The sequence below is a fragment of the Aeromonas mytilicola subsp. aquatica genome (genome assembly GCF_044336385.1).
GTDB classification, from domain to species: domain Bacteria; phylum Pseudomonadota; class Gammaproteobacteria; order Enterobacterales; family Aeromonadaceae; genus Aeromonas; species Aeromonas rivipollensis.
Window position 1 is genome coordinate 3041404 of record NZ_CP172298.1, and the last position, 23904, is coordinate 3065307.

General features: G+C 62.4%; 24 protein-coding genes. 11 read left to right on the forward strand and 13 right to left on the reverse strand.

Going from position 1 to position 23904, the window contains the following annotated elements; genetic code table 11:
- Window positions 1-92 precede the first annotated feature (92 nt).
- Complete coding sequence (locus ACFWHB_RS13830; RefSeq protein WP_395948674.1) at window positions 93-1781, reverse strand: FAD-dependent oxidoreductase; 1689 nt, start codon at window positions 1779-1781, stop codon at window positions 93-95.
- A 134-nt stretch (window positions 1782-1915) separates the two neighbouring features.
- Between ACFWHB_RS13830 and ACFWHB_RS13835 the strand changes: the two genes are divergently transcribed.
- From ACFWHB_RS13835 to ACFWHB_RS13845, 3 genes are all read left to right on the forward strand, one after another.
- Entirely contained in the window at window positions 1916-4855 is a 2940-nt protein-coding gene (locus tag ACFWHB_RS13835) for a sensor domain-containing phosphodiesterase (RefSeq protein WP_395948675.1), read from the forward strand.
- Window positions 4856-4930: 75 nt separating this feature from the next.
- A complete protein-coding gene (gene pflA, locus ACFWHB_RS13840) occupies window positions 4931-5773 on the forward strand; it encodes a pyruvate formate lyase 1-activating protein (RefSeq protein WP_139744139.1) in 843 nt (280 codons plus the stop codon).
- A 79-nt stretch (window positions 5774-5852) separates the two neighbouring features.
- Window positions 5853-6494 carry an energy-coupling factor ABC transporter permease gene (locus ACFWHB_RS13845; RefSeq protein WP_395948676.1) on the forward strand — a complete coding sequence of 214 codons (642 nt, stop codon included), beginning with the start codon at window positions 5853-5855 and terminating at the stop codon, window positions 6492-6494.
- Window positions 6495-6551: 57 nt separating this feature from the next.
- Here the strand turns inward: ACFWHB_RS13845 and ACFWHB_RS13850 are convergent, their stop codons facing one another.
- The 4 genes from ACFWHB_RS13850 to ACFWHB_RS13865 form a co-directional block, all read right to left on the reverse strand.
- On the reverse strand, window positions 6552-7244 hold the full coding sequence (locus ACFWHB_RS13850) for an ABC transporter permease (RefSeq protein WP_042649365.1): 693 nt from the start codon (window positions 7242-7244) through the stop codon (window positions 6552-6554).
- A gap of 93 nt (window positions 7245-7337) precedes the next feature.
- Entirely contained in the window at window positions 7338-8078 is a 741-nt protein-coding gene (locus ACFWHB_RS13855) for an ABC transporter permease (protein WP_139744137.1), read from the reverse strand.
- 204 nt (window positions 8079-8282) lie between these two features.
- Window positions 8283-9056 carry an ABC transporter substrate-binding protein gene (locus ACFWHB_RS13860; RefSeq protein ID WP_042649367.1) on the reverse strand — a complete coding sequence of 258 codons (774 nt, stop codon included), beginning with the start codon at window positions 9054-9056 and terminating at the stop codon, window positions 8283-8285.
- A gap of 65 nt (window positions 9057-9121) precedes the next feature.
- Window positions 9122-9892 carry an ABC transporter ATP-binding protein gene (locus ACFWHB_RS13865; RefSeq protein ID WP_025326493.1) on the reverse strand — a complete coding sequence of 257 codons (771 nt, stop codon included), beginning with the start codon at window positions 9890-9892 and terminating at the stop codon, window positions 9122-9124.
- Window positions 9893-10423: 531 nt separating this feature from the next.
- Between ACFWHB_RS13865 and ACFWHB_RS13870 the strand changes: the two genes are divergently transcribed.
- The gene (locus ACFWHB_RS13870) at window positions 10424-11326 is read left to right on the forward strand and encodes a lysine exporter LysO family protein (protein ID WP_395948677.1); all 903 of its coding nucleotides are present in this window, start codon (window positions 10424-10426) and stop codon (window positions 11324-11326) included.
- 77 nt (window positions 11327-11403) lie between these two features.
- Here the strand turns inward: ACFWHB_RS13870 and iadA are convergent, their stop codons facing one another.
- Together iadA and ACFWHB_RS13880 are read right to left on the reverse strand one after the other, a co-directional pair.
- Complete coding sequence (gene iadA, locus ACFWHB_RS13875) at window positions 11404-12534, reverse strand: beta-aspartyl-peptidase (RefSeq protein ID WP_395948678.1); 1131 nt, start codon at window positions 12532-12534, stop codon at window positions 11404-11406.
- Between the two features lie 66 nt (window positions 12535-12600).
- Window positions 12601-13383, reverse strand: a complete 783-nt coding sequence (locus ACFWHB_RS13880) for an ABC transporter substrate-binding protein (protein ID WP_106887264.1) — start codon at window positions 13381-13383, stop codon at window positions 12601-12603.
- A 206-nt stretch (window positions 13384-13589) separates the two neighbouring features.
- Here ACFWHB_RS13880 and ACFWHB_RS13885 point away from each other — a divergent pair, with 206 nt between their 5' ends.
- Together ACFWHB_RS13885 and ACFWHB_RS13890 are read left to right on the forward strand one after the other, a co-directional pair.
- Entirely contained in the window at window positions 13590-13877 is a 288-nt protein-coding gene (locus ACFWHB_RS13885) for a hypothetical protein (protein ID WP_395948679.1), read from the forward strand.
- Window positions 13874-14494: an ACP phosphodiesterase gene (locus tag ACFWHB_RS13890; RefSeq protein ID WP_395948680.1), complete on the forward strand. Its 621-nt coding sequence runs from the start codon at window positions 13874-13876 to the stop codon at window positions 14492-14494. Before ACFWHB_RS13885 ends, ACFWHB_RS13890 begins: the two co-directional genes overlap by 4 nt.
- Before the next feature lie 34 nt (window positions 14495-14528).
- On the opposite strand, the gene ACFWHB_RS13895 is transcribed toward ACFWHB_RS13890, so the two are convergent.
- Window positions 14529-14912 (reverse strand): DUF2069 domain-containing protein, encoded by a 384-nt coding sequence (locus ACFWHB_RS13895; RefSeq protein ID WP_106887267.1) that lies wholly within the window; start codon window positions 14910-14912, stop codon window positions 14529-14531.
- The gene (gene arsC / locus ACFWHB_RS13900) at window positions 14909-15259 is read right to left on the reverse strand and encodes an arsenate reductase (glutaredoxin) (RefSeq protein ID WP_163148497.1); all 351 of its coding nucleotides are present in this window, start codon (window positions 15257-15259) and stop codon (window positions 14909-14911) included. Before arsC ends, ACFWHB_RS13895 begins: the two co-directional genes overlap by 4 nt.
- A 58-nt stretch (window positions 15260-15317) precedes the next feature.
- Here arsC and ACFWHB_RS13905 point away from each other — a divergent pair, with 58 nt between their 5' ends.
- Window positions 15318-15800, forward strand: a complete 483-nt coding sequence (locus tag ACFWHB_RS13905; RefSeq protein WP_395948681.1) for a TlpA family protein disulfide reductase — start codon at window positions 15318-15320, stop codon at window positions 15798-15800.
- An 84-nt stretch (window positions 15801-15884) separates the two neighbouring features.
- On the opposite strand, the gene ACFWHB_RS13910 is transcribed toward ACFWHB_RS13905, so the two are convergent.
- Complete coding sequence (locus ACFWHB_RS13910) at window positions 15885-17339, reverse strand: beta-barrel assembly-enhancing protease (protein WP_353852474.1); 1455 nt, start codon at window positions 17337-17339, stop codon at window positions 15885-15887.
- 121 nt (window positions 17340-17460) lie between these two features.
- Here ACFWHB_RS13910 and ACFWHB_RS13915 point away from each other — a divergent pair, with 121 nt between their 5' ends.
- The 3 genes from ACFWHB_RS13915 (at window position 17461) to ACFWHB_RS13925 (ending at window position 19820) form a co-directional block, all read left to right on the forward strand.
- Window positions 17461-17691 (forward strand): sulfurtransferase TusA family protein, encoded by a 231-nt coding sequence (locus ACFWHB_RS13915; protein WP_106887269.1) that lies wholly within the window; start codon window positions 17461-17463, stop codon window positions 17689-17691.
- 64 nt (window positions 17692-17755) lie between these two features.
- Window positions 17756-18826, forward strand: a complete 1071-nt coding sequence (locus ACFWHB_RS13920) for an AI-2E family transporter (protein WP_106887270.1) — start codon at window positions 17756-17758, stop codon at window positions 18824-18826.
- 184 nt (window positions 18827-19010) lie between these two features.
- Window positions 19011-19820 carry a MipA/OmpV family protein gene (locus ACFWHB_RS13925; RefSeq protein ID WP_395948682.1) on the forward strand — a complete coding sequence of 270 codons (810 nt, stop codon included), beginning with the start codon at window positions 19011-19013 and terminating at the stop codon, window positions 19818-19820.
- Between the two features lie 74 nt (window positions 19821-19894).
- Here ACFWHB_RS13925 and ACFWHB_RS13930 read toward each other — a convergent pair whose 3' ends face one another.
- Window positions 19895-20695: an alpha/beta fold hydrolase gene (locus tag ACFWHB_RS13930; protein ID WP_139750750.1), complete on the reverse strand. Its 801-nt coding sequence runs from the start codon at window positions 20693-20695 to the stop codon at window positions 19895-19897.
- A gap of 181 nt (window positions 20696-20876) precedes the next feature.
- Here ACFWHB_RS13930 and ppk2 point away from each other — a divergent pair, with 181 nt between their 5' ends.
- Window positions 20877-21686 carry a polyphosphate kinase 2 gene (gene ppk2, locus ACFWHB_RS13935; RefSeq protein ID WP_163148501.1) on the forward strand — a complete coding sequence of 270 codons (810 nt, stop codon included), beginning with the start codon at window positions 20877-20879 and terminating at the stop codon, window positions 21684-21686.
- A gap of 110 nt (window positions 21687-21796) precedes the next feature.
- Here ppk2 and ACFWHB_RS13940 read toward each other — a convergent pair whose 3' ends face one another.
- Complete coding sequence (locus ACFWHB_RS13940; RefSeq protein ID WP_163134887.1) at window positions 21797-22933, reverse strand: ABC transporter ATP-binding protein; 1137 nt, start codon at window positions 22931-22933, stop codon at window positions 21797-21799.
- A 69-nt stretch (window positions 22934-23002) separates the two neighbouring features.
- Entirely contained in the window at window positions 23003-23893 is an 891-nt protein-coding gene (malG, locus tag ACFWHB_RS13945; protein WP_025326477.1) for a maltose ABC transporter permease MalG, read from the reverse strand.
- Window positions 23894-23904 lie beyond the last annotated feature (11 nt).

Below are 23904 nucleotides of genomic sequence, written 5' to 3' on the forward strand. Positions count from 1 at the left end.
CGGGCTGTGCTCATGGTGTAAAAATGGGCCACTCCATGGAGTGGCCCATTTTCATGCAAAGCAGTCAATTGAGCCATTTCGGCCGGGCAGGCCTATTCGGCGATGGCCAATTGCCAGGTCTTGAAGCCACCGGAGAGGTTCTTCACCTTGAAGCCGTGCTGGCTCAGCAGGCGACAGGCCACATGGCCGCGCAGGCCCACCTGACAGCTGATGAGCAGCTCTTTATCCTTGGGCAGCTCATCGAGACGACCGCGCAGCTCGTCGAGGGGAATATGCAGGGCCCCCGGGATGCGCCCCAGCTTGTCGAGCTCGGGGGCGTTGCGCACATCCACCACCAGCTGGTGCGGGTTGCGGGCCTGCACCTCGGCGGCGTGGCAGAGGATGGTATCCCCCTTCAAGTGGTTGCTCGCCACGAAGCCCGCCATGTTGATCACATCCTTGGCCGAGCCGAACGGCGGCGCATAGGTGAGCTCCAGATCCTGCAAGTCAAAGACGGTGAGCCCGGCACGCTGGGCCACCGCCAGCACGTCGATGCGCTTGTCGATGCCATCCTTGCCGATGGCCTGGGCGCCATAAATCTTGCCATCCGGGGCAAACAGCAGCTTGAGGCTGACCGGGTGGGCGCCGGGATAGTAGCCGGCGTGGCTGCCCGGGTGGACATAGACCTTCTCGAACGGCAGACCCAGCTGCACCAGCCGCTTCTCGTTGAGGCCTGTGCTGGCCACCGCCAGGTCGAACAGCTTGCAGATGGCGGTGCCTTGCGTCTTCTTGTAGGTCTCGCTTCGCCCCAGCATGTTGTCGGCGGCGATGCGCCCCTGACGGTTGGCGGGGCCCGCCAGCGGGATCAGCACGGACTCGCCGGTGACGAAGTCGGTCTCCTCCACCGCATCCCCCACCGCGTAGATGAAGGGATCCGAGGTGCGCATGCCGGCATCCACCTTGATGCCGCCGCGCGGGCCCAATTCCAGCCCCGCCTTGGCGGCGAGCAGGGTCTCAGGCTTGACGCCTATGGCCAGGATCAGCATGCCGGTGTCGAGGTGAGAGCCGTCATTGAGGGTCAGGCGCAGGCCGGCACAGCTGGCGACAGATACGGCCGAGGTCTTCTCTGCCGGCACATCCAGACGCTCGATGGCAGAGAGACCGGTGCGCAGACGCAGATCGATCCCCTCTTCCCGGATACGGGCATGGAGCATGTTGGCCATCTCTTTATCCACCGGCGCCATCACCTGATCGGAGAGCTCCAGCAGGGTGACCTCCAGCTTGCGCTGGTGCAGCGCCTCCATCATCTCCAGCCCGATAAAGCCGCCGCCGACCACGGTGACATGGCGCGGCTTGTCATGGTGCAGGGCCGCCAGGATGCGATCCATGTCCGGAATGTTGCGCAGGGTGTGCACGCCCGGGCTGTCGATGCCGGGGAAAGGAGGACGAATGGGCACCGCCCCCGGGCTCAGCAGCAGCACATCGTAGGGCTCGCGCCGCTCCTCGCCGGTTTGCAGGTTGCGCACCAGCAGGCTCTTGCCCCCCTTGTCTATCTCGATCACCTCGTGGAAGACCCGCACATCGACGTTGAAACGGCGCTTGAAGCTCTGGGGCGTCTGCAGCAACAACGCATCCCGATTGGGGATATCCCCTCCGATGTGATAGGGCAGACCGCAGTTGGCGAAGCTGACAAACTCGCCCCGCTCGAACATCACTATCTCTGCCTCTTCGCTCAAACGACGGGCGCGGGCCGCCGCCGACGCACCCCCGGCGACACCACCCACAATCAGGATCCGTTTCATCTGCAAGACTCCACTCAACGAGAAATTGACATTAAATTAGAGCAATCTAATTTAGGTTTCAATGAAATTTTGTTTGCCGCGGATTTGCAGTATTCTTGCCCTCCGACAATTGCTCAACAGGATAGTGTCAGTTCATGTCGTCTACCGCGCTCAGTCATCTCCCGACAGCCAGCCAGGCCCCCCTGTTCTTTCGCCTGGATACCCGTAGTCAACGGCTGGTCGCCCTGACCGATGTGATGCAGACCCCGCTCCACTGGCTCGATGAGCCCCGCAGCGCCTGGCCGGCCCAGTTGCCCGATGCCCTGCGCCAGCCCATAGAGCAGCGGCTCGCCAGCGGCCAGGGGGGCAAGCTGCTGCTGCGCTTTGCCGCCCAGCAGTGGCATATCTCCCTCTCCCATGAGCAGGACGCCTTCTGGCTCATCTGCCTGCAGACCCAACCCCAGGAGAGTGCGGCCAGCATGTCGCTGCAACTGCCGCGCCTGAGCCAGATGGCCAGCCAGCAGCAGTATGCCCCCATGCTGGAGAGTCTCAGGGAGTGCCTGGGGGCCGATCGCCTCATCCTCTGGCACTACCAGGCCAATGGCCCCCTCGGCAGCGAGCAGCTGACCCCTGTCTTCACCCTGAATGCGGATTCTGTCGGTGCCATTCGCGGTGACAGCCGCTACATCCGGGCCTTGCGTACCCGGGGTGCCCTGAGCTTCTCGGAGGCCGCCCACCAACCCATGCTGAGCCAGCACTATTATCTGGCCAATGCCAATGTCAGCTCCCGCCTGGACGGCGCTTTGCTGGAGCAGGAGAAGCTCATCGGCGTGCTCAGCCTCGAATACGCCGAGACGACCCTGATAGGCGAAGAGACGCTGCAGCTGGTGCGCCACTGCGCCCAGTTGCTGGGCCACTGGCAGCCCGAACTCGAGGTGACCGAGGCCTCCCCCTTCACCCTGCCAAGCGGGCTCAGTTGCAAGACCGGCAATGAGTATTGCCGCGCCCTGGTGCGCTGGGCCATGACGGCGAGCGGCGCCCGCATCGGCTGGCTCGGGGAGTTTCAGCTGCGTGGCCAGGATCTCTGGCTCATTCCCCGCTGCGTGCTGGAAGGAGAGACCTTCTCCGCGGTCAAGCCCATGCGGATGGAGATAGGCCCTAGCCGGGAGATCTTCCAGCACGGCCAGAGCCTCTATGTGGAAGACCTGCCCCTGCGCTATCCCCAGGCCACCCAGTTGCTGGCCCTCAACGCCAAGGCCTACATCGGCATTCCCCTCCAGGGCCAGGGCGGCGTCCCCCTGGGTCAGATCACCCTGCTGCTGGACGGGCCGCTGGCCGACCCCATTCCCCTGCTCGATGCCCTCTACGAGCAGCGTGAGCGGGCCGCCATCGAGCTGCAGCGCCTCGCCAACGACGATGCCCTGCGCCTGGCCGAGGTGGCCTTCAACACCCACGACGGTCTGCTGGTGATGGATCACGGCGGCATCATCCTCAAGGTCAACGACTCCTTCAGCCGCATCACAGGGTTCGGGGACGACGAGATGCTCGGTCAGCATATCGAGGCCCTGAGGCCCACCTACTATGGCGACAGCCTCAAGCAGGAGGTCATTGCCGCCGTCGATAAGCAGGGATACTGGCTCGGCGAGGAGCAGTGCCTGCACAAGGAAGGCCATCTCTTCCCGGTGCGACTGATGGTGAGCGGCGTCAAGGATGAGGAGGACGAGATCAGCCATTTCGTCTGCAGCTTCCACGACATCACCCAGGAGAGGGAAGCGGCCCGCCACATAGAGCGGCTCGCCTATTACGACGATCTGTGCGACCTCTACAACAGGCGCAGCCTGAACGACATCATGCAGCGCACCCTTGCGATCCCGAACGGGCAGTGGGGGGCATTGCTGCTGCTGGATCTCGACAACTTCAAGTCGATCAACGACTCCCTCGGCCACGCCTGCGGCGATCTGCTGCTCCAGGCCGTGGTGGTGCGGCTCAAGTCCCTGCCTCAGGAGAACCTGGTGCTGGCCCGCACCTCGGGGGACGAGTTCGCCCTGCTGTTCACCGCGCTGGGCCAGGGCTATGTCACCGCCAAGATACTGGCGGAGCACTTCGCCCGCGAACTGATGAGCGTTTTCCGGCTCCCCTTCGACATCGGCGATCACAAGCTGCACTGCAGCGCCTCCGTGGGGATCAGCCTGTTCAGCGACGATGACAAGGATCACCTGATCCTGATGCAGCAGGCCGATACCGCCGTCCACATGGCCAAACGGGCCGGCCAGGGCAACCACATCTTCTTCAGCGAGGCCATGGCGGAGAGGGAGAAGAGCAAGCTCTCCCTGAACAACCAGCTGCGCGATGCCCTGCGCAACAACGAGCTGGTGCTGCACTATCAACCCCAGTACAGGGTCGACAACGGCAGCCTCTCGGGCGTGGAGGCCCTGCTGCGCTGGCAGAAGATGGACGGCACCATGATCCCCCCCGGGGACTTCATTCCCATCGCCGAAGAGACCACCCTGATCCAGGAGATAGGCTACTGGGTGATGAAGACCGCCTGCGCCCAATACAGCTTCTGGCTCAACAACGGCCTCGCCATCCCCCATCTGTCGGTCAACGTCAGCGCCCGCCAGTTCCACACCGCCGGCTTCGTGCAGCAGGTGGAGTACGTGCTGCGCGATACCGGGGTTCCGCCGTCGCGCCTGCTGCTGGAGGTCACCGAGTCCGTGGTGCTGGAGAACCGGCTGGACAGCATCGCCAAGATCCGCCAGCTCAAGGGGCTGGGCATCCTCATCTCCATCGATGACTTCGGTACTGGTTACTCTTCTCTCGCCTATTTGCGCGATCTGCCCGCCGATGAGGTCAAACTGGATAGGAGCTTCATCCAGACGCTGGTGCACAGCGAGCAGGACAAGGCCATCGTCAAGGCCATCCTGGATCTCGCCAAGGTGTTTCGCTTCACGGTGACCGCCGAAGGGGTGGAAGACGAGGAGCAGCTGGCCGTGCTCAAGGCCCTGGGATGCCAGCACTACCAAGGCTTCCTGACCAGCCGCCCGCTCCCCGTCAAGGCACTGGAGAGTCTGCTAGGTGCCACCCCGGCAGGCTAAACTGGTAGGATTTATAGGGCTTTATGTCATAAAATAACGACCGCTCGAACCCTGTCCGAACAATTGGAGTCGTCTATGTCAGTCATTAACCGGATCCCTGCCGTTGAAACCAGCGGCCCTGCCGATCAGGGCACTCAGCGGATCCCTGCCGCCACCGTTAGCGACACCAGCAATCCCGACATCATTGGCCGGATCCATTCCGTCGAGACCTGCGGCACAGTCGACGGCCCCGGCATCCGCTTCATCGTGTTCATGCAGGGCTGCCTGATGCGCTGCAAGTATTGCCACAACCGGGATACCTGGGACACCCAGGGTGGCCGCGAGGTCACAGTGCCCGAGTTGATGCAGGATCTCACCAGCTACCGCCACTTCATGAATGCCTCCGGCGGTGGCGTCACCGCCTCCGGTGGGGAAGCCATGCTGCAGCAAGAGTTCATCGCCGAGCTGTTTGCCGCCTGCCAGGCGCAAGGGATCCACACCTGTCTGGATACCAACGGCTTCGTACGTCACTACGACGAGCTGCTCGATCGGGTGCTAGACAACACCGATCTGGTGCTGCTCGACATCAAGCAGATCAACGACGAGAAGCACATCCCCCTCACCCATGTCAGCAACAAGTACACCCTGGAGTTTGCCCGCTACCTGGCGTCCCGCGGCCAGACCATGTGGATCCGCTACGTGGTGGTGCCCACCTGGTCCGACGATGACGAGAGCGCCGAAGGGCTTGGCCAGTTCATCGCAGAGCTGGGAGATTGCGTCGAGAAGGTGGAGCTGCTGCCCTACCACGAACTCGGCAAGCACAAGTGGGACGTGCTGGGAGACACTTACGATCTGAGCGGGATCAAGCCCCCCAGCAAGGAGACCATGGACAGGGTCCAGGCCATCCTCGGCAAGTACCACCCTAACGTGAAGTATTGAGACAGGAGGCCGCCCGGCACAGGGCGGCCTCTTTTTATTGCGCCCCTGGCCTTGCAGCGCCGGCACAAGAGGATAGGTCATGAGTGAAGGACAAGTCGCCGCCCTCCTGCTCTGGCTGGTGCTGCTCGCCTTCAGCCTGCGTGCCTCCCTGCTGCGCACCCTCCACGCCAACCCCCTCTATCAGCACCTCTGCCTGGGGGGTGCCATCGTCCTGGTGCCGCTCTGGACCTTGCGGGCTGGCCTCCACGAGGGGCTGGAGATCCACTTTCTCGGCCTCACCAGCCTGACCCTGCTGCTGGGCTGGCGCCTCGCCCTGCTGGCCCCCTGCCTCACCCTGCTGATCCTCGGGGCCTTTGGTGTCACCGATCTGGCGGAGTTCGGCTGGCAGGCGCTCATCGGCGTCGCGCTGCCGGTGGCCACCAGCTGGCTGCTGTTTCTGGCAAGCTGGGCCTGGTTGCCCCGCCACCTCTTCGTCTACCTGTTCGTGGCCGCCTTTCTTGGGGGGGCGCTGAGCATCTCGGTCAAGATCCTCGCCAGTGCCCTGTTGATGGGGATGAGCGGCGCCTACCCCTGGCACACCATCAGTGCCGACTACCTCTCCATCTGGCCGCTGCTGCTCTTCCCCGAGGCCCTGCTCAACGGCATGGCCATGACACTGCTCGCCGTCTACCGACCCCACTGGGTCAACACCTTCTTCGACAGGGAGTATCTGGGGCGCTGAGCCAACAGAGGCCGGCGCCATAAAAAAAGCCCGCAGCTGCGGGCTTTTGCATTTTTGTCATACGCTGCGGGGGCGCAGGTGGGCGTGCCAGCGGGCCTCCCACTTCTTGAACAGCCAGACGATAGCGAAGGTGAGCAGCATGTAGAGCAGGCCTGCGGTCAGGAAGGCCTCGAACGGGCTGTAGTAGCGGGAGTTGATGATCCGCGCCGCACCTGTCAGGTCGACTATGGTGATGATGCCCGCCACCGCCGAGCCCTGCAGCATGAAGATCACCTCGTTGCTGTAGGCGGGCAGCGCACGGCGAAACGAATTGGGCAGTATGATGCGGGTGAGGGTCTGCCAGCGGCTCATGCCAAAGGCATTGGCCGCCTCAATCTGCCCCTTTGGCATGTTCAGCACGGCGCCGCGCACTATCTCGGCGGTGTAGGCGCCGGTGTTGAGGGTGAACGCCAGCAGGGCGCAGAACCAGGCCTCGGAGAAGAGCACCCAGGCGGGGCCGTTCTTGAGCCACTCCCACTGGGCGGCGCCGTAGTAGATGATAAACAACTGCACCAGCAGCGGGGTGCCGCGGAAGAAGTAGATATATGCCCAGATCGGCCCCTTGATCAGCCAGTTGCGGCTGTTGCGCAAAATGCCCATGGGCACCGCCAGCATGAGGCCAAGCATGAGGGAGGCCGCCACCAGCCAGATGGTGGTGTAGAAACCCTCCCAATAGGTGGGCCACTCCTTGAGAATGATGGAGAAATCCATGGCTTACCTCGTCTTGATCGTGATGTAGATACGCTCGGCACTGACACCGCGACTATCACAGTAAACGAATGACTGCATTGAATACGGCATGGCTTACCTCGTCTTGATGGCGTAGTGACGTTCGGCCCACTTGAGCGCCGAGGTCGAGACCGCGGTGAAGATCAGGAAGATCAACGCCACCGCCATGTAGAAGGTAAACGGCTGCTGGGTCGAGCCCGCCGCCAGGGACGCCTTTCGCACCATGTCATCGAGCCCGATGATGGAGACCAGGGCCGTGGTTTTCAGCAGTACCAGCCAGTTGTTGCCAAAGCCCGGCAGGGCGTGGCGCATCATCTGGGGGAAGAGGATCCGTACAAACACCTGGGTCGCCCGCATGCCAAAGGCGCGAGCGGCTTCCAGCTCTCCCTTGTCCACCGCCAGGATGGCGCCGCGGAAGGTCTCGGTCATGTAGGCGCCGAAGATGAAGCCTATGGTGGCGACCCCGGCCGCAAAGGGACTGATGTCGATGTAATCCGGCAGCAGGGAGATCCACTCCTGGTTCGGATTGCTCTCCAGCAGGTAGTTGTTGTAGGCCTCGTTGACCCAGGTACAGATCCCGTTGATCAGCACCTGGCCGCCGAAGAACAGCAGCATCATCAGCACCAGATCAGGGATGCCGCGAATGACGGTGGTGTAGGCGGTCGCGATGCCGCGCGCCCACTTGTAGGGGGATAGCTTGGCGAGCGCCCCCAGCATGCCGAGCACCAGCGCCAGCAGCAGGGAGGCCAGCGCCACCTCCAGGGTGACCCAGGCCCCCTCCAGCAGGGAGGCTTCGTATCCTTTCAAATCAAACATATGCGGCTCCATTGCAACGCATTGAGCGGGCTTGCCCGTCCCAATATCCTTTCAAACCAAACACATGCAGCTCCATTGCAACTAAGCGGGCCCATCGCTCCCTTGCGAGAGACAACGGGCCCGGTGACTACAGACTAGGGTCAACCTGTCGTGATGATTCGCCGCAATCCCTTCGGCGGCTACCCGGGGTAGCGCGCCTGGGGGTTACTCGCCGTAAACGTCGAAGTCGAAGTACTTGTCGTTGATTTCCTTGTACTTGCCGTTGGCGCGCAGGGCCAGGATGGCGGCATTGAATTTCTCTTTCAGATCCTTGTCAGCCTTGCGTACCGCTATGCCGGCACCCTCGCCAAACCACTTGGGATCGGTCAGTTTCGGGCCGACGAATTCGAAGGCATCGCCACCCTCTTTCTTCAGCAGACCGTCGCTGATGGCGGCGGAGTCGGCCATCACATAGTCAACCCGGCCGGATTTCAGATCGAGATAAGCCTCGTCTGCGGTGCCGTAGCGCTTGATGGTGGCGTTGGGGAAGTTGTCGGTGATGTAGGTGTCCATGGAGGTGGCGCGCTGCACGGCTATGGTCTTGCCATCCATGAAGGCCTTGTCGAGCTGCACCTCGGTGCCTTTCTTGGCGGCGAAGCGGGCCGGAATGTGCTGGTACTTCTGGGTGAAGTCCACCTTCTTCTTGCGCTCTTCGGTGATGTCCATGGTGGCGATGATGGCGTCATACTTGCGTGACAGCAGCGCCGGAATGATGCCGTCCCAGTCCTGCTTGACCAGGGTGCACTTCACCTTCATCTCTTCACACAGGGCGTTGGCGATGTCGATATCAAAGCCTTTCACCTCGCCGCTCGGCTCGGTCCAGGAGAAGGGAGGATAGGCACCCTCAACCCCGATCCGTACCTCTTTCCACTCCTTGGCCATCAGGCTACCGGAACACAGGGCCGTCATCACGGCAGTCGCCAGCATCAGCTTGTTCATGTATCTCTCCTTGATAAACACGTCGATCGTTGAAAACGCAGAATATTGAAAATACCGCTCCCCCATCAATAGATGGAAGAGATGAATTGTTTGAATCGCTCCGACTTGGGATGAGCGAAGATCTCCTTGGGATTACCCTCCTCCTCCACCCGCCCCTGGTGCAGGAACATCACCTTGTTGGAGACGTCACGGGCGAACGACATCTCGTGGGTGACCACCAGCATGGTGCGCCCCTCTTCTGCCAGCTCGCGCATCAGGCCGAGTACCTCGCCCACCAGCTCGGGATCGAGCGCCGAGGTGGGCTCGTCGAACAGCATCACCTCGGGCTCGACCGCGAGGGCACGGGCGATGGCGGCACGCTGCTGCTGGCCGCCGGAGAGGTGACCGGGGTAGTAGTCGCGCCGCTCCCACAGGCCCACCCGGTTGAGCAGTTGCTCCGCCTTGGCGATGGCCTCGGCACGGGGCACCTTGAGCACCTGGATGGGGACTTCGATGATGTTCTGCATTATGGTCATGTGCGACCAGAGGTTGAAGCTTTGAAACACCATGGCCAGACGGCTGCGAATGCGCTCCACCTGACGCATGTCCTCGGGCAGGCGTTCACCGGCCCGATTGCTCTTCATGCGGATCAGCTCGCCATGGAGTGAGACCGTGCCGGAAGAGGGGGTTTCCAGCAGATTGATACAGCGTAGAAAGGTCGACTTCCCCGAACCCGAGGAGCCGATCAGGGAGATAACATCCCCCTTGCGGGCCGTCATATCGATGCCCTTGAGCACTTCGTGGGTGCCAAAATACTTGTGCAGTTCACGAACTTCCAGTGCGGCAACGTCGCTCATCCATTACAACCTTGTCTGTCCCTAGACGCCGCTACGGCGTGACTCCACCATCGCAGATTTAACAAAAAGTTAACCGATGGCAACCTTCAGCGAAAATATCATTCAGGTAGTTAAAAAACAATACAGAACCGAGGTATTTAGTGGTTTATCTGTATTTTTATTGGCCTTGGCGGTATTTTTCAGCACTTTGTCTGCATAAAATCCGCTTTGCGCCGTCTCTGAGATACCGCCTTTTTATACCCGGAACGCACCAGTAGCAAGAAGATTCAGCCATTTCAGTCAGAAGCCATTCAGAGTCACTTTATTCACCCCACCTCGGCCGAACAAAACGCACTTTTTTCGAAATGGAATTGATTTTATTGGCGATGACGACCCGAGACCAAAGGGCTCAGGGAAGGCGGCCTCGCCATGCAAAAGTAACAAACCGATAAAAAAAGGGTCGAATGAAGCATACAAAATCATGGATTTATGACTCTTGGCCAAAAAGTAGTGGTAATGTGTCGTTTTCCCAGTTTTGTGACCGAGGCCCCAATGTTGCTGAATGTGTTGCTGATCCTGCTACCGCTGGTGATTGGCTATCTTGTCCCCCTCTCCTCCACCCGGCTCATCAAGCTGATCAATCAGTCGCTGGGCAAGATGGTCTACCTCATCCTGTTCCTGATGGGGCTGGGGCTGGCCTATGTGGAGAACCTCGGCAGCAACCTGGCGGTGATCTTCAAGGTGGCCGGGGTGATGCTGGCCGCCATCACCGCCTGCAACCTGCTGGCACTCTGGTGGCTGGACAGGCGCAGCCCCCCCACCCATGAGGCGAGCGACGCCAAGATGCCGAGCAAGCTGCATCTGTTGTGGGAGTCCCTCCAGCTCTGCTTCGTGGTGCTGGGCGGCGTGCTGCTGGGGCTGCTGGTGGACTTGCGCGACCTGCCCATCGACAAGTGGAGCGAGTGGGCCCTGATGCTGTTGCTGCTGCTCATCGGCATCCAGATGCGCAACTCCGGCATGCGGCTGCGCCAGATCCTGCTCAACCCCTGGGGCATGAAGATAGCCGCCACCGTCATCCTCAGCAGCTGGCTCGGCAGCCTGCTGGCGGCCCAGTTGCTGGGGATGCCCTCGAGCCACGCCCTGGCGCTCGCCTCCAGCTTCGGCTGGTATTCGCTGTCGGGCATACTGGTGGCCGACAAGCTGGGGCCAGTGCTCGGCTCCGCCGCCTTCATCAACGATCTGGGACGCGAGCTCATCGCCATCCTCATCATTCCAGTGCTGATGCGTCGCCACCCCTCCGCCGCCATCGGCTATGGCGGCGCCACCGCGCTCGACTTCACCCTGCCGGTCATCCAGAAATCCGGCGGCATCCAGGTGGTGCCGGTGGCCATCGTCTCGGGCTTTATCCTGAGCCTGCTCGGCCCCATCCTGATCCTGGGTTTCCTCGCTATCTGAGCCTGGCGCGACCGCTCAGGCGGAAAAAAGCCCGGCAGCAGTGCCGGGCTTTTTGTTGGTTAAGGGGCGCGCCATCTCTAGGTTCGCCACTGGCCGCCACTCATCACCCTCTCGATGGCGAGGCTCCCCGGCGCTATCAGCAGCAGATCCGCATCCTGCCCCACCCCTATCACCCCCTTGCCAGCCAGCCCCAGGGCTCGCGCCGGATTGGCCGTGACCACCCCCAGGGCGACCTCGAGCGACACCCCGAGGGCGCAGGCACGAACGCACTCCTGCCACAGGCTGGCAATCTGGCCGCAGCGCATCTCCACAAGGCGCCCCTCGCCATCAAATCGCGGCAGGCTGGCGTTGGCATCCGAGCTGAAGCTGATGCGATCGGCAGGCACACCGGCCGCCACCAGCGCCACCAGCGCCTCTGCCGCCAGTTGCTCGCCATCGTCCAGCAGCTCGGGGAAGCTCGAGGTGGTGAGATCGATCCAGCCCCCCGCCCGGCCCCAGTCGATGGCCTCGGCAAAGAGCCAGGGGTTGCGGTTGCAGTGGGTGGGATAGAGCTGGCGCAGGGGGATGTCGGTGCCATCGCACAGGGCCCGCAGGGGGGCCAGGGCCCCGCGGCCATCCCCGACGTGGAAGAAGCTGACCCCGCTCTTGCCCGCGAGCAGCCCGGCCACCCGCGCCTCGCTCACCAGCCGCGCCAGCTCGTCATGAGTCGGCGCACTGGATCTGTGATCGCTGATGGCCAGCTCCCCCACCCCCAGCACCTCGGGGATCAGCATGATGTCCGACTCCACCCTGCCGGTGAGGGTCTTGACCGGCAGGTGATAGGAGCCGGTGTACATGTAAGCGCTCACCCCGGCGGCGCGAAACTCGCGCACCTTGCCGAGCACCTGGGCCGGGGTGCGGGTCAGGCTGTCGGTGCCGAGCGCCGCCACCAGGGTGGTGACACCCGCCGCCAGGGCCTCCCCCGCCGCGAGTTCTGGGGTGCGAAAGGCAAAGCCCCCCTCCCCACCGCCCCCCGTGATGTGGGCCAGGGGATCCACCAGCCCGGGCACCAGGTAGCGGCCACGGCCATCGACGCGCACCAGCGGCCAGTCAGGGGGGACAGTCAACCCCTTGCCCAGCCAGGCGATGCGGCCGTCGGCCACCAGCAGATCCTGCTGGCCGAGCGGGGCCGGGCTATGAATTTCCGCACCCTCGATCAGGGTCAACATGGGCATCTCCTTGTTTCATCACCGCTTGCTGCGAAAAAAGAGAGGGAGCAAGCTCCCTCCCCCCCATCAACCACCATAAATATCGTACTTGAAGTACTTCTGGTTGATCTCCTGATACTTGCCATTGGCCCGCAGGGCCTTGATCGCCTCGTCCAGCTTGGCCTTGAGATCCTGATCGCCCTTGCGTACCGCAATCCCCATGCCGTCACCAAACCACTGGCGATCGGTCAGGGCCGGCCCCACATACTCGAACTTGTCCCCGCCCGCCTTGCTGAGCAGCCCCTGATCGATGGCCGAGGCGTCGGCCAGCAAGGCCAGCACCCGGCCCGCCTTCAGATCGAGATAGGCCTCGTCGGCATTGCCGTAACGCACTATGGTGACGTCGGAGCCAAAGTTGTCCGTCAGGTACTTGTCGTGGGTGGTGGCGCGCTGTACACCTATGCGCTTGCCTGCCATCCCCGCCGGGGTCAGCTCCAGCGTTGTGCCCTTGGCCGCCACGAAGCGGTTGGGGATATGGGCATATTTCGCGGTGAAATCCACCTTCTTGCGCCGCTCGTCGGTGATCGACATGGCGGCGATGATCCCGTCGTATTTGCGCGACAACAGGGCCGGGATCATGCCGTCCCAATCCTGCGCCACCAGCTCGCACTTGACGGCCATCTGCTGGCACAGGGCATTGGCGAGATCGATGTCAAAGCCCTTGATCTCCCCCGATGCATCGGTCCAAGAGAAGGGAGGATAGGCGCCCTCCACACCGAAGCGCACGGTTTTCCACTCCTTGGCCATGACGGGGGTGGTGAGCAGGCAGGCAGCAAAGAGGGCTGACAGGGTCAGTTTGGTATTCATCATGAGTACTCCATTACATAGAAAGCGCACAGGCGCGGTCAAGGCATCGCAAGCCTGGGCAGGCGATGGCCAACAAACGGCAAAACGCGGATGAGCGAGATCACGCCCCCGTGGGTATCAATGATCGACAGGTATCAATGATCGACAGGTATCAATGATCGACAGGTATCAATGATCGACAGGTATCAATGATCGACGGGTATCAATGATTGGCGGGCGTCAATGAGCTGCTCCGGGGCCTCGATCTATTCGTCGAACCACTCGGAGAGGTAGAAAGGCTTGAAGTAGAAGGCCAGAAAAAAGCCTCTGGCTTTGCGCATCATGATGGTTTGTCGCGTCCTGTGACAGAGATGAAAGCCACCTTAGCACGCCCCAAATTTGCCCTGCAAGAGGGGCTTGCAGGGCAATCAAAAAATCCTGACCATGGCCAACAGAACCAGGATCCTCTAGGCTCTGAGCACCTTGTCATCGACCTGCCAACGACCCTGATTCCATGAACTACCTGGCGCACCTCCATCTGGCGGCCCACACCCGAAGCTCCCTCACCGGCAACCTGCTGGGGGACTTCGTCAAGGGGCCGCTGCCCACTGGCCTCGCGGCCCATTTCGATGAGGGTATCTGGCTGCACCGCAAGATAGATGCCTTCACCGATGCCCACCCCGAGCACAGGGCGGCGGTCGCCTGCTTCGAGGCCCCCTGGCGCCGCTTTGGCGGCATCCTGGTGGACATGCTCTACGACCACTGGCTGAGCCACCACTGGCAGCAATTCAGTCCGGATCCCCTGCCCCGCTTCCTGCAGCAGAGCTATGGCCAGCTGCTGGCGGATCACGCCCACCTGCCGGATGGGCTGCCCATGGCCCTCAAGCGGATGGCCGAGCAGGACTGGATTGCCTCCTACGGGCGCCGGGAGGGGCTGGGTCAGGCCCTCAACGGCATAGGCCGGCGCCTGCGTCGTCCCCTGCTGCTGGGGGAGGCGCTCCATACCCTGGATGAGGGCCGCTGGCGCGACTGTGAGCTGGGGTTTCTGCGCTTCTATCCCGAGGTGATGCGCTTTAGTGAGGGGCAACTCACCCACTACCGCGCGGGCCAGGGCGAGGCGGGATCAGGACAATAAAAAACGCCCCGAGCGGGGCGTTGAGAGGGCGATATTACTGCACTTCATCCTTTTTCTTGCGGATGCTGAGGCCAAGCTCACGGCCGCGTTGGCGGGCGTAATAGATGGTGCCGACGAAGGCCAGGGTGGTGAACACCAGCTCCACCACCGCCAGCCACCGCTCCCCTTCATCCGTGGTGATCAGGGTCAGGGCGTGGAGGAAGTAGGGCATCAGCACGAAGTTGCCCCAGGCATGGGTATAGGGGTTGCCCTGCACTATGCCCTTCAGGGGGAACAGCAGCGGCACAGTCCAGATCACCGGCAGCAACCAGGGGTTGAGATCCGGGTGGGGCGAGAGCCACAGATGCCAGAGCAGGACCCAGGCCAGCAGGCCGAAGAAGCCAACCAGGGTCAGCAGACGGGCGAAGCGGGTGCTCACTTGAGGATCTCCAGCACCAGCTCGGGGGGGCGGCCGATGCGGGCCTGACCATTCTTGATGACAATGGGGCGCTCGATGAGCTTGGGATGCTGGTGCATGGCACGAATGAGGGCATCGCCGTTCACATCAGCCAGCCCCAGCTCCTTGTAGAGATCTTCCTTGGTGCGCATCAGCTGGCGCGGATCGGCAAAGCCCAGCTGGGCCAGCAGGGTGCGGATATCATCCTCGCTCGGCGCCTGTTCCAGATAGAGCACCACCTCGGGGGCTATCCCGTGCTGTTCCAGCAAGGCCAGGGTTTCACGGCTCTTGGAGCAGCGCGGGTTGTGATAGATTTGGGTCTCGCTCATGGTAACTCCCTGATATTGCAAGATGGGACAACAAATGGCGCTATTGTAGGGGAAACGGATGGGCAGGGTAAGCGGGAGGCCTGTGGAAATGAAACGAATATGTTGGCTGATTGTGGCCGCCCTGCTGGGGGCCTGCACGCCGGCCCCCCAGTTCATCGACGGAACGGGCAAGAACGTCAGCCTGAGCGCCCTGGCGGGCAAGCCGCTGCTGGTCAACTACTTCGCCCCCTGGTGCGCCCCCTGCCTGCGGGAGATGCCACGCCTCAACGCGCTGGCGGCGGAGGGCCAGATCGCCGTGGTGGCCATCAACTACGATCCGACCACCCCGGCAGAGCTGGGCCAGCTGGCAACCCGATACGAGATCAAGGTGCCGCTGCTGATCGCCAATGCGGATGCCAGCCTCCCCTTCCCGCGCCCGGGCGCCCTGCCCACCAGCTATCTGCTCGATAGTGAGGGCAAACTCAAGCAGACACTGGTCGGCGAGCTCGACCAGCAGCAGATCGAGATGCTCAGAGCGGCCGCCAGCAGCCTGAGTCACTAGCGCGGCGCGCTCCGACATCAACACCATAAACAACAAGGGCGCACCGTGGTGCGCCCTTGTTGTATTGGCAAATGCCCGGTGTCGTTAGCCCTTGAGGCTATCGAGATCCTTCTTCGCCCGCTCCAGCTGGGTGATGCGTGCCTCTATGCGGGCCAGGGTCAGCTTGTCGCTGGTGGTGCCACGGGCCACGATCAGCTCGTCGATGGCCGCCTGGTAATCACCGCGCAGGGAGAGGGTCTCCGCCCGCGCCATGTGCAAGTCCGTCATCCTTCCCGCCTTGCGATAGGCATCCGACAGCAGGCTCCAGGCCAGGCTGTTCTCGTCATGCTCCCGGGCATAAGGATCCAGGATGGCGATGGACTTCTTGTAGTTACCCGCCTCCAGATAGGCGTTGCCGAGGTTGACCACCACCACCTCGTTGTCCGGCATCCGGGTGCGGAAGCGCTCCAGCCGGGCGATGGCCTGGGCGCTGCGCCCCTTGGCGAGATCGATGTCGGTCAAGGCATCCACCACGAAGAGATCTTCCGGATGGCGGGCGGCCAGACTCTGCATCAGGGTATCGGCCTCGTCGGTGCGCTTGAGCTGCAACAGGGCCAGCGCCTTGCCATAGGTGGCGGCGTCTTTGAGGGGGTAGTCCCCCTTCTGCAGGCGGCTGTCGAAGTAGGTGAGCAGCGCCTGGGGGCTCTCGGTGCCGTAGCGCACCTGGATACGCACCTTGGCCAGCCAGAAGTCGAGACTGGGGGGCAAGGCGCGGCGGCCATAGCTGTTGGCGCGGGCGCGGGCTTCGCTGATCCGGGTCTCCGGCAGGGGGTGAGTGAGCAGCATCTCGGGCGGCTTGCTGGCGTAGCGGTACTCCGCCGCCAGTTTCTGGAAGAAGCTGGCCATGCCCATGGGATCGAAGCCGGCGTCATAGAGCGTCTTCATGCCGATGCGGTCCGCTTCGTACTCGTTGTCCCGGGTATAGTTGATGGCCGACTGCATGGAGAGCCCGAGGGTGGTCTGCAGCGCGGCTATACCTGCGGTGGGGTTGATCACCGCCAGCGCAATGGAGCCCACCAGACCGGCCAGGGTCATGGCCGAGCTGCTCGCCTGCGCCTCCATGTAACGGGCTATGTGGCGCTGGGTCACGTGGGTGATTTCGTGAGCCAGCACCGAGGCCAGCTCGCTCTCGTTGTCGGCGTAGAGGAAGAGGCCGGTGTGCACCTTGACCCGCCCGCCGAGGAAGGCGGCCGCGTTGATGCTGGGATCATTGATGAGGAAGAAGGTAAAGGGGAAACGCACCCCGTCGGCATTGGTGAGCAGGCGCTGACCCAGATCGTCGATGTATTCGCTCAGCACGGGGTCATCGATGATGGGCAAACCCGCCCGGGCAAACCGCATGAAGGCATTGCCATAGCGCACTTCCTGCTCGATGGGCAGGGCGGCAACCCCGGCGGTGCCGATGTCGGGCAGCTGGTTGTTCGCCTGAGCCTGAAAGGTCGCGCTCATCAGGGATATCAGCAGGGGAAGCGATGCCATCAAGGGGGAAAAACGGGCCACAGTGTTTCTATCTCCATCAGAAGGGGCTCGGGCAGAATACCCTTGCCCATCAAGGCCCACAAGCGTTGTTTCATACTGGTATCACGGCCATAATGACCACCACGCACGCGATGGAATCCTCATGGAACAGCTCGACCTGACACCCTGGCGTTGTCCCGAGCCGCTGATCCGGCTCAAGCTCTGGTTGCGCCAGGCAAGACCCGGCCAATCCCTGCACCTCATACTGGGGGATGCCGGCTCCCGGCAGGATATTCCGGCCTACCTGCAACGCCTGGGCCACAGCGTCCGTCCCCTGGAGGAGTCCGCCGCTCGCCTCTCCCTGCTGCTCGTGGTCGGGAGCCGGCCATCATGATGTCGCCAGGCCCCGGGCTGCCCCTTTCCATCCTGATGACACGGTAAACACCAAGGAAGCCTCGATGTTAGATGTATTGAAGCGCTGGTATCAGACCCGTTTTTCCGACCCCGATGCCGTTGCCCTGTTCCTGCTATTGGTGTTCTGCTTCGCCGTGCTCTGGCTGTTCGGCGATCTGCTGGCCCCCCTGCTGGTGGCCGTGGTGATGGCCTATCTGCTGGAGTGGCCGGTCAGCCGCCTGCAACGCACCGGGCTCTCCCGCCCCCTGGCCACCAGCCTGGTGCTGCTGCTGTTTCTCTCTGTGACCACCATGATGCTGCTGGGGCTCATCCCCACACTGGTGAGCCAGGGGGTCAACCTCGCCAAGGAGGCGCCCTCCATGCTGGCTCATGCCCAGGACGCGGTGCGCACCCTGCCGGAAAAATACCCCGAGATAGTCGACGTCAGCCTGGTCGAAACCATCATAGACAACATTCGCCAGCGCATTCTGGCCGGGGGGGAGCAGCTGGTGAGCGCTTCCCTCAGCTCCCTCATCAACGTGGTGGCCATCCTCATCTACGCCATCCTGGTACCCCTGATGGTGTTCTTCATGCTCAAGGACAAGCAGGTGCTGATGGGCGGCCTGCGCCGCTTCCTGCCCCGCAATCGCACCCTGGTCAACCGGGTCTGGGTGGAGATGAACGATCAGATCATCAACTACATCCGCGGCAAGGTGATCGAGATCCTCATCGTCGGGGTGGCGACCTACATCCCCTTCGCCCTGATGGGGCTGCGCTACTCGGTGCTGCTGGCGGTGGCGGTCGGCTTCTCCGTGCTCATCCCCTACATAGGGGCGGTGGCGGTGACTGTGCCCGTCGCCATGGTGGCCCTGTTCCAGTGGGGGCTGACCCCGGACTTCGCCTGGCTGATGGTGGCCTATCTGGTCATTCAGGCGCTGGACGGCAACCTGCTGGTGCCCCTGCTCTTCTCCGAGGCGGTCAACCTGCACCCTGTGGCCATCATCATCGCCGTGCTGGTGTTTGGCGGGCTCTGGGGATTCTGGGGAGTCTTCTTCGCCATTCCCCTGGCGACCCTGGTGAAAGCTGTGCTCAACGCCTGGCCCAAGCGGGACGAGACGCCCCGCCCTACCCCCTGATGAGAAGAGAGGCTTTCGCCTCTCTTTTTTATCACCGCGAACTCATCGACCACGGACTCGGTTCCCGCCTGAATCCAGCTGCAGCACAACGACGCTATCGACTTGAATTTCAAATAAAAACAGGCTTCACTGACAAGGCCATCGGCAGTATGCTCTGCCAGCCCCGACTCTGAAGGATCAGTCCATGTCCCCTGCTCGTACCCTGCACAGCGCCGCGCTTGGCGCACTCCTGACCCTGCTGTTCGCGACCCCGGCCCGGGCCGAGGTCGATCTCGGCTCCCTCGATATCTTCGTGCAGGACAGCCCCACCAGCCCGGTGCCCAAGGGACTGGTGCTGGGTGGCGCCGTCATCGGTGGCGATGCCCGCTATCAGGGCCAGGATGACACAGCCCTCGCAATACCGGGTTTCATCTACTTCGGCGAGCAGTTCATGTTCCTCGGGGACAGGGCCCGCTACTACTTTCACAAGGATGACAGTTTCGCCGCCTACGGCTACGGCAGGATGCGCTTTGGCAACCTGGATCCCGACGATGCCCCCGAGCTGGCCGGCATGGAGGAGCGCAAGTGGGAGCTGGAAGGGGGCATAGGCGCCAGCCTCATCACCCCCTATGCCCTGCTCAGCACCCGCCTCAGCACGGACGTGACCGGGCGCAGCAACGGCCAGGAGCTGCTGCTGTGGGCCGACTTCCCCATATTGCGGGACAGGCTGCTCATCATGCCCGGCATGGGGATGATGATCCGCAGCGACAAGATGGCGAACTACTACTTTGGCGGCGTCTCGGGGGGCGAGGCCACGGGGCTGCGCCCAGAGTGGGACACGGGCACCACCCTCTCACCCATGGCGGCCATCATCACCAGCTACCGTTTCAGCCCCCACTGGATCGGCATGTTTGCCGCCAACTACGAGCTCTACGACGACGACATCGCGGACAGCCCCATAGTCCAGCACAAGGGGGAGCTCTACGCCGGCTTCGCCGTGGGTTACATCTGGTAGCCCCGCTGCCAACCAACAAGAAGGGAGCCCATGGCTCCCTTCTTGTTTGATGTGGTTAGCACGGCAAGGGGCCATCACAGGGTGGCCAGAAACTCGGCCAGGGTCCGGTTGACGAACTCGGGGTTCTCCAGGGTCGAGATGTGGCCCGCGGCCGGGATCTCCTTGAAGGGGCAGGCCAGTGCCTCGGCCATCAGATAGCCCTCCAGCACAGGGCGCGCCTTGTCCTCGCAGCCTGTCATCACCAGGCTCGGCACGTCCATCTCTTCGAGCCACTCGATGCGATCCTCCCGGGTCACGAAGCTGCGCCCCACCGCCACCAGGCTAGCCACCTGATCCGCTGGCCAGCTGGCGAGGCGTGCCTTGAAGCCGCTCATCAGGGCGGGATCCGGCTCATGGGCAAAGAAGAGCGGCGCCACCTGATCGATGACGGGGGCCGGCAGACTGCCAAGCTGCTCTATCATGGCCAGCATGCCGAGGTAGCGCTCGCAGGGGATCTGGGGCTCCCAGCCAACGAAGGTGTCCATCAGCACCACTCCCTTGAGCCGCGCCGGGGCCATCCTGGCGAGTTCCACGCCCCACATGCCGCCAATGGAGAGCCCCACCAGCACGCACTCCTCTATGTCGAGGGCATCGAGCAGGGCCAGGTGATGCCGGGCCAGGGTTTCAAGGGAGCAGGGGCCTTCCGGCAAAGAGTCGGAATCCCCGTGGCCCCAGAGCTCGGGCACTATGCAGCGATAGCTACTCTTGAGCGCCTCGACTTGCGGTGCCCACATGGCACTGTCCCACAGGTAGCTGTGGCCAAAGAGCAGTACAGGGCCCTGCCCCTCGTCCAGATAGGCCATGCGGCGGCCCGCTATCTCCATAAAATGCTTCATGTTATCTCCTGTTGCCAGCTGCCGATGATGAGACGGCAGTGCAAATCGCCATAAAGGGCTTGATGTTTTTGCTATTGCCAGCGGCTGATGAGGCGGCAGTGTAACACGCCGGCCTTGGCAGTGGCGCCTCCCTGGTGCAAGCTGGGGTGACGCACAGAAAGGACTCAAACAGGAGAAGATCATGCCGAAGGAAAAGAGCAAGAAACGCCCGCGCCTGGACAAGAAAACCTATGAGCACCACCTCACCCAGCTGCAGGAGGAGCTGGTCAAGCTGCAGGAGTGGGTCAAGCAGGAGGGGCTCAAAGTGGTGGTGCTGTTCGAGGGGCGCGATGCCGCCGGCAAGGGGGGGGTCATCAAGGCGATCACCGAGCCCCTCAACCCCCGGGTCTGCCGGGTCACCGCCCTGCCCGCCCCCTCGGACAGGGAGCGCACCCAGTGGTACTTCCAGCGCTATGCCGCCCACCTGCCCTCGGCGGGGGAGATGGTGCTGTTCGATCGCTCCTGGTACAACAGGGCCGGGGTGGAGCGGGTGATGGGCTTTTGCACCGACGCCGAATACCGCGAGTTTCTGCGTGCCTGCCCCGAGTTCGAACGGATGCTGACTCGCTCCGGCATCACCCTCATCAAGTACTGGTTCTCGGTCAGTGATGAAGAGCAGGAGAAGCGCTTCAAGGAGCGCATCAACACCCCCATCAAGCGCTGGAAATTCAGCCCCATGGACTTGCAGTCCCGTTCCCGCTGGGTGGAGTATTCGCGCGCCAAGGATGACATGTTCACCTACACGGATACCGAGGATAGCCCCTGGTTCGTGGTCGATGCCGACGACAAGCGCCGCGCCCGCCTCAACTGCATCGCCCACCTGCTCGGCAAGGTGCCCTACGAGGCTATCCACTACGAGCCCATCAAGCTGCCCCCCATCAAGACCGAGGGCTATGAGCGCCCGCCCCTGGCCAGCCAGACCTTCGTGCCCGACATCACCGCCGAGCTATAAGCCTTCACCCCGTCACCCCGCCCGGTTTCCCACGCGGCAGGCAATAAAAAGCCGGTCATTCGACCGGCAAAAAGGCATTGAATACTATGGAAACCTGCACTGCAACACCATCAGGTGCGGATATATCTGGCGGTACGGGGGAACGCCTGCTCCTTGACATCGAACAGGTAGCAGGCCTCGGCCGGAATGCCGACGCTGTACTCCTGACCCGTGGCCACGTCCACGTCTGAGCTGGCCTTGACGGTAAAGTCGTGACCATCCACATCCATATAGACGAAGGACTCGGCCCCCAGGTGCTCTGCCACCTGGACTATGCCGCTCACCTTGCTGTCGGCGTGGGCGTGATCCAGCGGCACCAGGTGCTCGGGACGAATGCCCAGTTCCACCTTGTCACCGACAGAGCCGCTGCGGGCATCGACCCGGGCACGCACTGTGTCGCCGGAAGTCAGCTTGACCACGCACTCCTGCTCGCCTATCTCCAGCAGCTCCCCCGCCAGGAAGTTCATCTTGGGTGAGCCGATGAAGCCCGCCACGAACTTGTTGTCCGGGTTGTGGTAGAGCTCGAGCGGCGTGCCGAACTGCTCCAGGTTGGTGGTCGCCTCGCCCTTGAGCGGGCTCAGCACCACGATGCGGTTGGCCAGGGTCATGGCCTCCACCTGATCGTGGGTCACGTAGATGATGGTGGAGTTGAGCTCCTTGTGCAGCTTGGCGATCTCGATGCGCATCTTGACCCGCAGGGCGGCATCCAGGTTGGACAAGGGTTCGTCAAACAGGAACACCTGGGGTTGCTGCACTATGGAGCGACCTATGGCCACCCGCTGGCGCTGACCGCCGGAGAGGGCCTTGGGCTTTCTGTCCAGCAGGGGTTCGAGACCCAGGATCTCGGCGGCACGCATCACCCGCTTGTGGATGTTCTCCTTGTCCATCTTCTTGAGCTTGAGGCCGAAGGCCATGTTCTCGTAGATGTTCATGTGCGGGTAGAGGGCGTAGGACTGGAACACCATGCCCACGTTGCGCTCAACCGGCGGCACGTCGTTCATGTAACGACCGCCTATGGTCAGCTCACCGCTGGTGATGTCCTCCAGCCCTGCGATCATCCGCAGCAGGGTGGACTTGCCACAACCGGACGGGCCGACGAAGACGATGAACTCCCCTTCCTTGATGGCCAGGTTGATGTTGCGCAGCGTGTCCTTGTGGACAGCCGGATCGTAGTTTTTGCGAACGTTGTTGAGTACTACTTCAGCCATGACGAGCTCCGCTCTGAAATCTGTGCAAATCGTGATAGTCGGGGGAGCACTCCCCCGGCCATTAAAACCTTAACCTTTCACACCGCCCGCGGTGAGGCCACCGACCAACCAGCGCTGCGCCATGAGGAACACCACTGTGATGGGCAGGCCGGACAGCACGGCGGCGGCGGCGAAGTCACCCCACAGATAGTTCTGCGGATAGAGGTATTGCTGGGCACCGACCGCCAGGGTCAGGTTGTTCACATCCTGCAGCAGGATGGAGGCCACGGGCACCTCGGTGATGGAACCGATGAAGGCCAGAATGAAGACCACCGCCAGTATGGGCACCGACAGGGGCAGCAGGATCAACCTGAATGCCTGCCAGGGGGTCGCGCCATCGATGGCCGCAGCTTCCTCGAGGGAGGAGTCTATGGTCTCGAAGTAGCCCTTGATGGTCCAGACGTGCAGCGCTATGCCGCCCATGTAGGCCAGGATCAGACCGCCGTGGGTGTTCAGACCCAGCCAGGGGATGTAGTCGCCAATCTTGTTGAACAGCGCATAGATGGCCACCAGCGCCAGCACCGCCGGGAACATCTGGAAGATCAGCATCCCCTGCAATATGGTCTGCTTGCCACGGAACCGCAGGCGGGCAAACGCATAGGCACAGGTGGTGGAGAGCACCACTATCATCAGGGCCGTGATGCCCGCGATCTTGATGGAGTTCCACAGCCAGGTCAGCACAGGGAACGGCGGTGGCGTTATGCTGCCATCGGCGTTGGTGATGGACATGCCAAGCGCCAGCTTCCAGTGATCCAGGGTCGGGTTGGAGGGGATTATCTCCCCCACCGAGAAGTTGCCGTTACGGAACGAGATGGCGATAACCATGATCACCGGGAAGATGATCAGCGCCAGGAAGCCCCACATGACCAGGTGGGTTGCCCACACCCGGTATTTCACTGATTTGGGTTGTACGATAGCCATTGAGAAGCCTC